Raw genomic sequence first — 12,041 nt, 5'->3', positions numbered from 1 at the left:
TAACAAAAACGGAAACAGTTACTAAGCACCATTAGAAATGAATTTTAAACCTGTCAGACAATAATAAAAAACCTTTGCTTTAAAATCCTTCGTCGTTTATAATTAATTAGCAAGTCGCTTTCTAATCTTAATATCTGAGGTATGGAGGTAAAAATGGAACCTAAAAGGATAACAACACCAATTATTGACAATTCCGTAATAGAAAACCTTAAAGCCGGTGACTTCGTTCTGATTTCGGGAGTAATATATACTGCAAGAGATGCCGCTCATAAAAGGATAGTAGAAACTGTTGAAAAAGGCGAAAAACCACCGTTTGATATAGAGGGACAGATAATCTACTACGCCGGTCCTGCTCCGGCCAAACCAGGAATGCCTATAGGTTCTGTAGGACCTACAACAAGCTACAGGATGGATCCCTTTGCCCCTAAAATGCTTGAGTGGGGACTTAAAGGAATGATAGGAAAAGGAAAAAGAGACAAGGCCGTAAAAGAGGCCATTCAGAAATACAAAGGTATCTATTTTGGAGCAATAGGTGGAGCTGCTGCATACCTTGCAAGGTGCGTAAAATCTGCAGAAATTATAGCTTACGAAGATTTAGGACCTGAAGCTGTTAGAAGATTGGTTGTTGAAGATTTTCCCGCTTTTGTCGTAAACGACATATACGGCAACGACCTTTACGAAATGGGAAGAAAAGAATACCAGGAGCTGTTTGATTTCTAATGAAAAAGAAATTAAAAAAGATAAAATGTCCTATATGTGGAAAAGAAACGGAATGGGAAAACAACCCATTCCGTCCTTTCTGCAGTAAAGAGTGTAAATTGGCAGACCTCCACAAGTGGCTGACGGAAGAGTATGTTGTAGAGGCAAAATCTGATATTGACAAAAATTAATTAAACCCTTAAAACAACACCACCCCTTCTTGGATCACCAGCCCCTTCAAACTTACTGTTTACTGCCTGAACACCACCAAAAAAGAGGTTCAACGAGGAAAACTCCACCAGTTCAGGATAAATCTCTTTTAATTTACCAATAACTTTAGCTTCAAACCCCGGCTCTACAAAAACAGTTCCCTTTTCATAGTGAACTCTCGGCGATTTTACCGCTTCCTTTATATCCAGTCCAAAAACGATACAGTTAAGAATAACGTTAACAATGGCACTCCTTATCCTGTTGCTACCCGCACTACCAAGAACAAGTCTTGGTTCCCCATCCTCAAGGACAACAGTCGGCGACATCATTGATGGAAGTCTTACATAGGGGGGCCATTTAAAGAACCCTTTTGGATTCAAATCCTCCTCACCCAGCATATTGTTCAGTATAACCCCTGTTTCGGGAATGATGTACCCGGAACCTTCACCGTTTGTCGTTGTAATTGAAGCGGCGTTACCATCACCATCGATTACACTTATATGGGTCGTATTACCAAAACGGTTAAGATTTTCTCTATATCCTGATAGGAAATCCTCTCTCAAAAACTTATAAAAATCTCCTGAAATACCCTCATCAACAAAGACTTCTCTAAACTTTTGAGTCTCCTCCATAGATTTAATTAACTTCAGGAGGTGCCTTTTAGAACCAAAACAATCAAGGTCTTCATTTTCAAGGAGTTTAAGCGTGAAAGCAATCAGTATCCCTCCGGGAAAGGGGGGTGGATTTGTCAAAACCTTAAAACCTTTGAAATCAAATTTTAAAGGTTCTCTTTCTACCACTTTATACCTTTCAAGGTCTTCCTTTCTTATGTGACCATGATGCTTTACGGAAAGTTCATCAATTCTATCGGCTATTTCCCCTTCGTAAAAAGCCCACTGTCCCTTTTCCTCTATTAATTTTAAAAACTCTCCGTATTGAGGATTCCTGAAAATGGTCCTCTCATCAATAAGTTTTCCATCAGGGGCAAAAATCTTCCTTGAATCTTCAGTGGCGGTGAAAATCGGTGAAAGGAGTTTTACAAAGGAGGCCTGAAGAGGTGAAAGTTTTATTCCTTCAGTAGCATATCTGATTGCCGGTCTTAAAACTTCCTTTAGAGGAAGTTTCCCCTTTTCTTTATGAACCCTTAAAAGACCTGCGACGTTACCGGGGACAGCAACGGCACCACAACCAATGTGAAAATCCTGAAGGGCATCACCGAAATCGACCGTTATCTTGAAGAAATCAGGATTCTCTTCTCTGTAAGGTGGAACATCTACAAAAAAGTCGTAAACAACAGGTTCTTTGTCAGTTTCAACGGCAAGGAGAAAACCGCCGCCTGCAGGACTTGTAAGGGCAGGCTCTGCCATATAAGACGCAAAAACGGCCGCAACTACAGCATCAAAAGCATTACCACCTTTCTTAAGAATCTCAATACCGGCTTCAGCAGTCAACCTGTCACCGGCAGCAATAATTCCTTTCATTCAACCAACCCAAATCTTGCAATCTTCCTGATAGATACACCATTCCTATAAGCTTCAATCATCTTATAGGAAATCGGATATCTGCTGAAGATATTGTATAGATTATCAGCCCTTATTCCAAGCCTCTCTATCAATCCTTCCCTATCAAACTCTTCAACAAGTCCATGAATCTTACTGTTTATGTTTTCCACTCCATCTAAATCAATGAACATTCCATCAAGACCATGCCTGACAGCATTCCACCTGTTCTGCCTGACAATTTGATGGTAAAAGCGTTCCACTTTTTTATCTTTTGACCAGGCCACGAGCAATCTAAAGAAGTCAGCAACAGCCTCTATCCTGTTAAAGTCGGGAATGGAATCACAAACCCTGAGCTCTATTGTCCCGAAATCGGGTCTCGGCCTTACATCCCACCAGATATCCTTTAAACTATCAACAAACCCGGCATTTTTAAGGATGTTAAACATTCTTTCAAACTCTTCCGTTGAGAAAAACTGCTCTGGAACACCCGCTCTCGGTAGTTGCTCAAAAATCTTAAGCCTATAACTATGAAGTCCTGTAAACCTTCCCTTGTAAAAAGGTGACGAAGAGGAAAGGGCTATAAACAGGGGAAGGTACTTAAGCGTCATGTTGTAAGCTTCCCAGAGCTGCTTTTCTGTTTCAACACCTATATGAATATGAAGTCCAAATATCAAAAAGTTCTTTAAAACTATCTGGAATTCTTTTAGTAATCTCTCATACCGCTTATCCCTGGTAATCCTTATCTCACATGGATCGGCAAACGGATGCGTTCCCAGTAAAAGTGGATGGAATCCTTCTCTTTCTCCTATCTGCTTCACTTCTTCGTACGCTTCTCTGATAATATCTGTTGCCTCTTTTGAAGAGGAAGAGGGTGGTGAAACGAGCTCAATCATAGACTGAAGAAATTCCTTGTGGAGAACTGAAGAGAGCTTCCTTGAAGCCTTCTCAAAAATAACGGAAGATTTCTCCGTCAACTCAAATGTAAATGAATCTACAAGCTGAACTTCAAGTTCAAGACCAACTGTATAAGGTTTAGAAGGCTTAAATCTCACAACAAACCTCTCAAATATAATATTAGAATAATATTTTACCGTAAGTGCTAATGCTTACAAAATTTAAATGGCAGAAAAATAGGGTAGAATTATTTCTACTTTTTCTATAAATTACTATCCTGTAAATCGGCTGATGGAGGCTTAAAATGTCAAAGAGAATTCCACTTGAAACGGTTGTTAAAAAGGTAGGCAACTATTACAAAACTGTCCACGTAGCAGCAAAAAGGGCCCGTTACCTCTACGAACAGGACTCTTACACGTTCGGCGTTGACATTAAAGGTGAAAAACACAAAAAAACAGTAATCGCTCTACTTGAAATAGCTGAAGGGAAAATCTGCCCCAAGGAAGAGTAATGAGAGCAAAAGTAATAGAAAACAGACAGCTGTCTGAAAAAGACTTTGTTATATCTGTTCAACTTTCAGAAGGTGAAATACGAAAGATAAAGCCCGGGCAATTTGCCATGGTTCAGGTTAGAGATGAAACACAACTTGATCCTTTACTTAGAAGACCTCTTGGCATATTTGATGTTGAAGATAACGTGGCGAGTTTTATCTACAGAGTTGTCGGTAGAGGAACAAGGCTTTTAACAAATGCAAAAAATGAAATAGATGTAATTCTTCCCCTTGGTAATTACATAGAAGAGACAGCTCAAAAGTACCTGTTCATAGCAGGTGGAATAGGTATTGGAGGCCTCTTTTTAGCAGCCAAAAGATTTCACCAAAAGGGTAAAGAGGTTGTTGTGGTTTACGGCGGAAGGAGAGAGGAAGACCTCTCTGCACTACCTTTCATAGAAAAGTACAAGATACCATGCATCGTTGTAACAGAAGACGGCTCTAAAGGAAAGAAAGGTCTGGTTACCGACGTTTTAGAAGAGTTTAAAGACTTCAGATGGATAGCCTGTGGTCCTACAGGAATGCTTAAAGCTGTTCAGGAAAAAGCAGGAATCCACAACGCAGACTGTCTTTTATCCCTTGATACAAGAATGGCCTGTGGTGTTGGAAGCTGCCTTGGATGTGTTATAAAAACTAAGGAAGGATACAAAAGAGTCTGCGTTGATGGACCAATATTCAAAGCCGATTTTGTTGAGCTTTAACTACAAAGAGGAGTTTTATGGATAAAAAGTTCCTTCAGATAAAGCAGGAATGGCTTGATAGATGCGTTCGCTGCGGTTCATGCAGAAACGTCTGTCCTGTATTTAACGAAACAAAAGAAGAGCCTTCTGTATCAAGAGGCAAAATCTCTCTCATAGACATGATACAGAAAGGATATGGAAAGTTAGATAAAGAAGCCGCTCTCCTGTTTAAAAAGTGTACAACCTGCTTAAGATGCCAGGAAATATGTGCAATGGACGTTCCCTATGAAGAAATAATCCTCAAGGCGAGAGAAGCCGCTACTGAAAAATTTGGTCTATTCCCTCAGGAAAAATTAGTGACAACCTTGCTTAAAAACGAAAAACTTTTTGACAGTGCTGGAAGTTTCTCAAGGCTATCTTATCTCTTGTTCAGGCCGTCAAACAGCCCTCAAAATGTCGTAAGCAAATTTCCGGTACCCGGTAAAGGTGCAGCAGTAATTCCAGCAATAAAAGAGGGAAAATTTAATTATAAAGATAAACTTTTTCCATCTAAATCAGAGAAAAAAGGAAAACTTATATACTTCCCGGGATGTATGTTCAGCAGAGCCTATGTCGAAACTTCAAAAAACATGGTAAAAGTTCTTAATCACCTTGGTTACGACGTATTTGTCCCATCACAGATAGTCTGTTGTGGTGCACCATCTCTCCATGCCGGCGATAGAAAAGGTTTTGAAGAACTTAAAAAGAAAAACGTAGAAGTGCTTAACGATATAGAAGCAGATGGAATAGTAACCGGCTGTGCAACCTGCTGCCACAACCTTAAACATAACTATGGTGAATTAAACAAGCCTGTGTTTCAGTTTTTGGAAATCGTAGCTGAAAACACTGACATTATTAAAAACTGGTGGGCTAAAAAGCCCTTAAAAGTAACCTGGCATCATCCTTGCCACATCGTTAGAGGACAGAACATACCTAAAGATATACCCAAAAAAATATTTGAATCAATAAATGGTATAATGTACGTCGAAATGGAAGAATCAGATAACTGTTGCGGAATGGGAGGATCCTTTAAAATGCTCCACCCGGCGGTTTCTGACAGGATACAGAAAAGAAAAACGCTAAACATAATAGCAACCGGCGCCGACAATGTAATAACTGAATGTCCGGGTTGCATTATGAATATTGCAGAGGGGCTTGAAAAGGCAAAAAGCAATATGTCCTGTAAACACACTGCTGATATCTTGGCAGAGTGCCTTTAAGGAATTTTATTTTAAAGGGTGTTTATGGTTAAAGTTTTAAAGGGCGGTCTGGTTATAATAGTGGCACTATTTCTCATTCTGCTTTACAGTTGTAAAGAATATACAGAAATAAACATCCTTGCCGAAAACGAATATATACTGCTGCCTTTTTATGTTGAGAAAGCTTACGGAAAATTAAATACAAAAAACACAATCATAAATCTGAACTACGGAGAAAATACCGCTGACTTCATAAAACTTCTAAACCTTAGCAAGTATAATGTTATGATAATTGACAACGTGACATATAACTTTATAAGGAAAGTGGACAACAGCTGGATTAAAGTCTGCACTGTCGGAGAAAAAAAACCAGCTGTATATAAGTTAATAAAAAATAAGCAGTTTTTTGATGGTTATTTCTATGCTTTAAATACACCACTATACAGGAATTTTGCTGGTAAAAACACCGTATTTTTAGATTCTTTCAATGAACTGATCAAAAAAAATAACATCTATTTCAAAACACCTTTGCCTGGCTTTCAGGTAATCCAGAAGATAGGAAAGGTTTCCTATCTTCTTTGTGTAAGAAAGAACAGTAAAGCGGCAAGAAAGGAAAACTTAAAAAGAATACTTTTACTGTGGGAAGATGGAATAACTTATATATACGATCCTTTAGCTATCAAATACATTTTACATAAATATGGAATAAAACATCGAACTGATATTGCCTTTAGAAATTGCATATAACCGGGGTGCGGTATAATTATGAAAAGACAACTTGAACAGATAGAAATAACAAAATACTGGATTTTATTAATAGTATCTCTTGCAATATCAATAATAATAAGTATGCTTTCCTTTATACTTGTTAAAAAGAGCATCAAGTATTTTATGGAAAAAAGGGTTATCCATTTAGCTGAAGCCGATTTTGAGTCAAAAGCACTAATTCTAAAAAGTAAAAAAGATTTACGCCCGGAAATATTAAGAGAGACACCGTGTATAAAAAGGATCTTTATAGGTAAGCTGCCTTTTAAACCTCCAAACGTACAGACGAAGGTAATAAAAGAAGGAGCCCGAATACTTATATATAAAAAATTCATTTTCCCTGATGGTGCTGTTCCCGTTGCCGTAGAATTAGACAGAGAAAAGATAGAAAATGAAACCTCCGTTCTTGCAGCAAGAATAAGTATGGCTGAATTTATTACCGTTCTTCTTTTTCAGGTAGCGCTATTACTAACAATAAGAAGCCTGTATTTAAAGCCCTTAAGACAAATAAAAAATGATATCGAAAAAATCTCAAGCGGAAAATTATCAGTCCTTCCACTTTCAGGCACCGATGAATTCAGTGGGATAAGAAGAAAAATAAATGAAATGATAGAAAACATAAAAGACAAAATTCAAAAAGAGGATATTATGTATCAATTTATCCATCTTTTAACTGCCGGTAAAGGTTTTAACGGCGAATTTGTGGAATTAATGAGAAAATTAATAAAAACCAATAAAATAGACGGTGTAATTATCGGACTGCCTAAAGGAAAATTTATAGAAACAAAAATAATAACTAAAAATGACAAAAAAACAAAAAAAGTAATCCCCGACCAGCTTGAAGGAATAGAAAGTTATATGAATACTGTTAAAAAAGAGATAGAGCTAACCCACAGTAAACTTAACTATCTGAGCGAATCTGAAAGGCAGCTCGGAATAAAGTATTTAATCGGATTTCCGCTTTCTACATTCGCAAAAAACAACGGGTATATAATATTTTTCAGAAAAGATACCACCCCTTTAAATGAGGATGAAAAAGTCTATTTAAAGAACATTGCAAAATCCATTGCAGTAGCTGCCGAACTTAAAGAATTAATAGAATCTCTCGAAGAGAAGATAAAGGAAGAAAAAGAACTCCTTGAATCAACGATAAAATCAATGGTAAGAGGTATAGAAATCAGGGATTCTTACACAAGAGGCCATTCTGAAAGAGTTGCATTTTATTCTAAAGAAATAGCAAAGAACATGGGACTAAATGAAAAGCTTATCGAAGAAATATACATGGCGGCACTCTTACACGACATTGGAAAAATAGGAATCCCTGACAGCATTCTTTTAAAACCGGGTAAACTTACAAATAAAGAGTTTGAAATTATCAAGCTCCATCCGGTACTGAGTTATGAACTTTTAAAAGATATAAAACCTCTAAAACCGGTAATCGACAGCATAAAATATCACCACGAAAGAATCGACGGTTCAGGTTATCCTGAAGGGCTGAAGGGCAGGGAAATACCGCTTGCTGCGCGTATTATAGCCGTTGCTGACTCTTTTGACGCGATGACAAGCGACAGAATATACAGGAAGGGAATGCCTAAAGAAAGAGCCATAAAAGAACTCATAAATCTTGCAGGTAAGAAGTATGATTCGGATGTGGTTCATGCTGCAATACCAATATTTAAAGAAGAAACTCCGCCCGTCACGAAAAGTCAGGACTTTAAAAGCCTGTCAGAACTTGAAAGACGGAGACTTGACTACTTCTTTAGAGATTCTCTTACTGACGCGTTTAACAGAAACTATTTATTCTTCCTGTTCAACAATTTAAAGGAAAGCAACACACCTTTTAAAATCATTACCGTTGACGTTCTGAAACTAAGAGAACTTAACCTTGAAAAGGGTTGGGATTACGGGGATACCATACTTAAAAGACTAAAAGAGCTTCTTGAAAAAACCTTTAACCCTATTGCCATAATAAGATATTCAGGCGATAACTTTGTTGTCTTTATTGATAAAAGCCTGAAAGATGTTGACATTAAGGCCAGAATGAGAAAACTTGAAGAGGAACTTGGCGTAATACTTAGTCTTCATATAATAGATGAAAAAGATACTGAAGATATTGACCGTCTGACGATGACTCTCACCAAAATAGAGACGAAAGGATATTCAGGAAAAACTTGAAAAATCTGCTCCAAACACTAATTTAACTGTGAAAATGTTAAAGCAGGGAGGTATTATGCTTATTGAAAAGCTTCAGGAACTTAAGGAAGAATACGGAAAGGTTAAGGATAAATATAACGAGCTCCGGGGGTATTTTTGACCTGGCTAAGGAAGAAGAAAAACTAAAAAGAATTGAAAAAGAGATGTCTGCCCCCGACTTCTGGAATGACAGGGAAAGGGCTCAAAAAATCTCTCAAGAAAGAAACCGTATAGAGTCTGAAATAAAAATGTGGCAGAACCTTGAAACTGATATTGAGGACATCGAAGTTCTCTTTGAGATGGCTGAAGAAGAAAACGATGAAAGTCTCCTTAAAGAAGCTGAGGAGACAATTAAAAAACTCAAGAAGAAGCTAAGTAACCTCGAGGTAAAAACACTCCTTTCGGGAGAGATGGACAAAAACAATGCCATTGTTACAATACACGCCGGCGCCGGTGGAACAGAAAGCTGTGACTGGGCAGGTATGCTTATGAGAATGTATCTAAGGTGGGCGGAGAAAAAGGGATTTGAAACAGAAATTATAGATCTTCAAGAAAATGAAGAAGCAGGAATAAAGAGTGCCACCATCGCGATAAAAGGACCTTATGCTTACGGACTTTTAAAAGCTGAACACGGCACTCACAGACTTGTGAGGATTTCCCCGTTTGACTCAAATGCAAGAAGACACACATCGTTCTGTGGCGTTATAGTCGTTCCAGAAATTGAGGATGATATAGAGGTAGAAATAAGAGACGAAGACCTGAGAATTGACACATACAGGGCATCAGGCGCAGGTGGACAGCACGTTAACAAAACAGACTCAGCCGTTAGAATAACCCATCTACCGACAGGTATTGTCGTTACATGCCAGAGTGAACGTTCACAGATACAGAACAGAATGAGAGCGATGAAAATACTGAAGGCAAGACTCTTTGAACTTGAGATGAGGAAGAGAGAGGAAAAATTGGCCCAGGCAAAAGGGGAGCACAAAGAGATATCTTGGGGTAACCAGATACGCTCCTACGTTTTCCAGCCGTACCAGATGGTGAAAGACCACAGAACGGGCATAGAAACATCAAACATAAACGCCGTGATGGACGGTGATATAGATATGTTTATAGAAGGATATCTCAAGCAGAAAGCAGAAGCGGCAAAGTAGGGAGAGAACGATGATAAAGGTTTACAATACCCTTACCGAAAAGAAAGAAGAATTTATCCCTCTTGAGAAAAACAGAATCAAAATGTATGTGTGCGGTCCAACGGTGTATGACGATGCTCATATTGGGCACGCAAGGAGTGCCGTGGTTTTTGACGTCATAAGAAGATGGTTTGAACACAGAGGCTACAGCGTTATTTTTGTCAGAAACTACACCGATGTTGACGACAAGATAATAAAAAGGGCAAATGAGAAAGGCGTGCCATGGAAAGAGATATCTGAAAAGTACATAAAATCATTTGAAGAGGATATGGCCGCACTCAATGTAAAAGAGCCCACCTTTAAACCAAAAGTCACCGAGCACATTCCTGAAATCATAGAGATGGTAAAAGGATTGATAGAAAAAGGGCACGCATACGAAGCCGACGGTGATGTTTACTTTGCAGTAGAAACATTCCCTGAATATGGGAAGCTGTCAAAAAGGAAGATTGACGAACTTATGGCCGGCGCAAGAATAGCACCCGGAGAAAAGAAACGGAATCCTCTTGACTTTGCGCTCTGGAAGAAATCAAAAGAAGGAGAACCTGCATGGGACTCACCGTGGGGAAAGGGGAGACCCGGCTGGCACATAGAATGTTCCGCCATGTCCATGAAATACCTGGGCGAAATGATGGACATTCACGGAGGAGGACTTGACCTCATATTTCCGCATCACGAAAACGAAATTGCACAATCCGAAAGCTACACCGGAAAGCCGTTTGTAAAGTACTGGATGCACAATGGTTTTGTAATGGTAAATAGCGAAAAGATGAGCAAATCTCTCGGAAACTTTTTCACAATAAAAGAAATACTAAAAGATTTTTCACCGGATGTTTTAAGATTTTTCCTCGTATCAACGCACTACCGTAGCCCCATAGACTTTTCATTTGAGAGGCTAAAAGAGGCCAAAGCAGCCTTTGACAGGATTAAAAACTTTCTCAATGCTAAATCTGTAATAAAAAACGTACAGGAAGAAGGAAAAGGTGGTGCTCCTGTTGACGTTGAAAAATACAGGAAGGCATTTAACGAAGCTATGGACGATGACTTCAATACGGCAAAAGCATTGGGTATTCTCTTTGAAATGATAAAAGAGACAAACATACTGAAAGATAGCATCGTCAAAAAACAGAAAGCAACCACCGAAGAAAAAGAATCAATACTCGCAGCTGTATCGTTTGTTAGAGAGGTAATGAAAATTTTTGGCTTCAAACTTGAAGAAGAAAAATCAACAAACAACTTAGAAGATGAACTTATAAAGCTCTTGATAGATATAAGACAGCAGCTTAGAAAAGAGAAAAAATTCAAACTCGCAGATGAAATCAGGGATAGACTTAAGCAGATGGGAATAGTCTTAGAGGACTTACCCAGTGGAACGGTTTACCGTAAGGGGGAATGAAATGGGAATCTACGACAGAGACTACTACAGGGAAAAGCAGAGGGAAGAAGATAAAGAGCTCACGTTTTACAGGAAATTTGCTGTTTTCATGAAGTGGCTCTTAATAGTTTCCGCTATCTTTTCATTTATAATTTGGCTGCTTGCCGTATTCACCAGGGGAAGCGGCTATTAATGGAGGATAACGGCTATGATAATAAAACCGTTTAAAGGGATGAATCCAGAAATTGGAGAGAGGGTTTTCATTGCTGAAGATGCGGTAATCATCGGGGACGTTAAGATAGGTGATGACAGCAGCATCTGGTACGGAACGATAATAAGGGGTGATGTGAATTACATTAGAATAGGAAAATGCACTTCTGTTCAGGATGGAACGGTAATTCATGTTACCAACAAGACCGCACCAACAATTGTTGGAAACTATGTTACCATAGGACATGCTGTAAAACTCCACGGTTGCGAAATAAAGGACAATTGCCTGATAGGAATTGGGGCGATAATTCTTGATAATGTCGTTATAAACAAAAACTCGATAGTTGCAGCCGGAACCATTGTTCCCCCAAGGAAAGAATTTCCTCCAAACAGTTTGATAATGGGATTTCCTGCAAAAGTCGTTAGAACACTGTCTGAGGAAGAGATAAAAGGATTGAAAGAGCACGCACTCAGATATGTTGAATATAAGAATGAATATTTAAGCGAAAAATAGAAAAGGCGCCTTAAGGCG

12 protein-coding genes and 1 pseudogene are annotated in these 12,041 nt (G+C 38.6%); 11 read left to right on the top strand and 2 right to left on the bottom strand.

Going from position 1 to position 12,041, the window contains the following annotated elements; all coding sequences use genetic code 11:
• The first annotated feature begins 153 nt into the window (after nt 1-153).
• Both H153_RS0105940 and yacG read left to right on the top strand, forming a co-directional pair.
• The gene (locus tag H153_RS0105940) at nt 154-720 is read left to right on the top strand and encodes a Fe-S-containing hydro-lyase (RefSeq protein WP_022847227.1); all 567 of its coding nucleotides are present in this window, start codon (nt 154-156) and stop codon (nt 718-720) included.
• Nucleotides 720-890, top strand: a complete 171-nt coding sequence (gene yacG / locus H153_RS10085; protein WP_022847226.1) for a DNA gyrase inhibitor YacG — start codon at nt 720-722, stop codon at nt 888-890. Before H153_RS0105940 ends, yacG begins: the two co-directional genes overlap by 1 nt.
• Here yacG and H153_RS0105930 read toward each other — a convergent pair whose 3' ends face one another.
• Nucleotides 891-2,390 carry a gamma-glutamyltransferase gene (locus H153_RS0105930; RefSeq protein WP_022847225.1) on the bottom strand — a complete coding sequence of 500 codons (1,500 nt, stop codon included), beginning with the start codon at nt 2,388-2,390 and terminating at the stop codon, nt 891-893. It abuts the gene before it with no gap.
• On the bottom strand, nt 2,387-3,463 hold the full coding sequence (locus H153_RS0105925; protein ID WP_022847224.1) for a YbdK family carboxylate-amine ligase: 1,077 nt from the start codon (nt 3,461-3,463) through the stop codon (nt 2,387-2,389). Before H153_RS0105925 ends, H153_RS0105930 begins: the two co-directional genes overlap by 4 nt.
• 146 nt (nt 3,464-3,609) lie before the next feature.
• Between H153_RS0105925 and rpoZ the strand changes: the two genes are divergently transcribed.
• From rpoZ to H153_RS0105880, 9 genes and pseudogenes are all read left to right on the top strand, one after another.
• Nucleotides 3,610-3,816: a DNA-directed RNA polymerase subunit omega gene (gene rpoZ, locus H153_RS0105920; protein WP_022847223.1), complete on the top strand. Its 207-nt coding sequence runs from the start codon at nt 3,610-3,612 to the stop codon at nt 3,814-3,816.
• Nucleotides 3,816-4,556, top strand: a complete 741-nt coding sequence (locus H153_RS0105915) for a dihydroorotate dehydrogenase electron transfer subunit (protein ID WP_022847222.1) — start codon at nt 3,816-3,818, stop codon at nt 4,554-4,556. The genes rpoZ and H153_RS0105915 overlap by 1 nt, the downstream gene beginning before the upstream one ends.
• Before the next feature lie 17 nt (nt 4,557-4,573).
• Nucleotides 4,574-5,794: a (Fe-S)-binding protein gene (locus H153_RS0105910; protein ID WP_022847221.1), complete on the top strand. Its 1,221-nt coding sequence runs from the start codon at nt 4,574-4,576 to the stop codon at nt 5,792-5,794.
• 24 nt (nt 5,795-5,818) lie between these two features.
• The gene (locus tag H153_RS0105905) at nt 5,819-6,520 is read left to right on the top strand and encodes a hypothetical protein (RefSeq protein WP_022847220.1); all 702 of its coding nucleotides are present in this window, start codon (nt 5,819-5,821) and stop codon (nt 6,518-6,520) included.
• Nucleotides 6,521-6,538: 18 nt separating this feature from the next.
• Entirely contained in the window at nt 6,539-8,713 is a 2,175-nt protein-coding gene (locus H153_RS09460; RefSeq protein WP_022847219.1) for an HD domain-containing phosphohydrolase, read from the top strand.
• Nucleotides 8,714-8,768: 55 nt separating this feature from the next.
• A pseudogene (gene prfB, locus H153_RS09455) lies at nt 8,769-9,888 on the top strand (peptide chain release factor 2).
• Nucleotides 9,889-9,898: 10 nt separating this feature from the next.
• Entirely contained in the window at nt 9,899-11,320 is a 1,422-nt protein-coding gene (cysS, locus tag H153_RS0105890) for a cysteine--tRNA ligase (protein ID WP_022847217.1), read from the top strand.
• A 1-nt stretch (nt 11,321) separates the two neighbouring features.
• Nucleotides 11,322-11,492 (top strand): hypothetical protein, encoded by a 171-nt coding sequence (locus H153_RS10170; RefSeq protein WP_022847216.1) that lies wholly within the window; start codon nt 11,322-11,324, stop codon nt 11,490-11,492.
• A gap of 15 nt (nt 11,493-11,507) precedes the next feature.
• Nucleotides 11,508-12,023, top strand: a complete 516-nt coding sequence (locus H153_RS0105880; protein ID WP_022847215.1) for a gamma carbonic anhydrase family protein — start codon at nt 11,508-11,510, stop codon at nt 12,021-12,023.
• Nucleotides 12,024-12,041: the final 18 nt, after the last annotated feature.

It is taken from the genome of Desulfurobacterium sp. TC5-1, assembly GCF_000421485.1.
Lineage (GTDB): Bacteria > Aquificota > Aquificia > Desulfurobacteriales > Desulfurobacteriaceae > Desulfurobacterium_A.
The sequence above is the reverse complement of the archived record's forward strand: the minus strand, read 5'-3'. Positions and strand labels throughout refer to the sequence as shown.

Excerpts from the sequence above, each read along its gene's own strand:
- H153_RS0105940 (WP_022847227.1), top strand. The coding sequence starts at position 154 with ATGGAACCTAAAAGGATAACAACACCAATTATTGACAATTCCGTAATA.
- yacG (WP_022847226.1), top strand. The coding sequence starts at position 720 with ATGAAAAAGAAATTAAAAAAGATAAAATGTCCTATATGTGGAAAAGAA.
- H153_RS0105930 (WP_022847225.1), bottom strand. The coding sequence starts at position 2,390 with ATGAAAGGAATTATTGCTGCCGGTGACAGGTTGACTGCTGAAGCCGGT.
- rpoZ (WP_022847223.1), top strand. The coding sequence starts at position 3,610 with ATGTCAAAGAGAATTCCACTTGAAACGGTTGTTAAAAAGGTAGGCAAC.
- H153_RS0105915 (WP_022847222.1), top strand. The coding sequence starts at position 3,816 with ATGAGAGCAAAAGTAATAGAAAACAGACAGCTGTCTGAAAAAGACTTT.
- H153_RS0105910 (WP_022847221.1), top strand. The coding sequence starts at position 4,574 with ATGGATAAAAAGTTCCTTCAGATAAAGCAGGAATGGCTTGATAGATGC.
- H153_RS0105905 (WP_022847220.1), top strand. The coding sequence starts at position 5,819 with ATGGTTAAAGTTTTAAAGGGCGGTCTGGTTATAATAGTGGCACTATTT.
- H153_RS09460 (WP_022847219.1), top strand. The coding sequence starts at position 6,539 with ATGAAAAGACAACTTGAACAGATAGAAATAACAAAATACTGGATTTTA.
- cysS (WP_022847217.1), top strand. The coding sequence starts at position 9,899 with ATGATAAAGGTTTACAATACCCTTACCGAAAAGAAAGAAGAATTTATC.
- H153_RS10170 (WP_022847216.1), top strand. The coding sequence starts at position 11,322 with ATGGGAATCTACGACAGAGACTACTACAGGGAAAAGCAGAGGGAAGAA.
- H153_RS0105880 (WP_022847215.1), top strand. The coding sequence starts at position 11,508 with ATGATAATAAAACCGTTTAAAGGGATGAATCCAGAAATTGGAGAGAGG.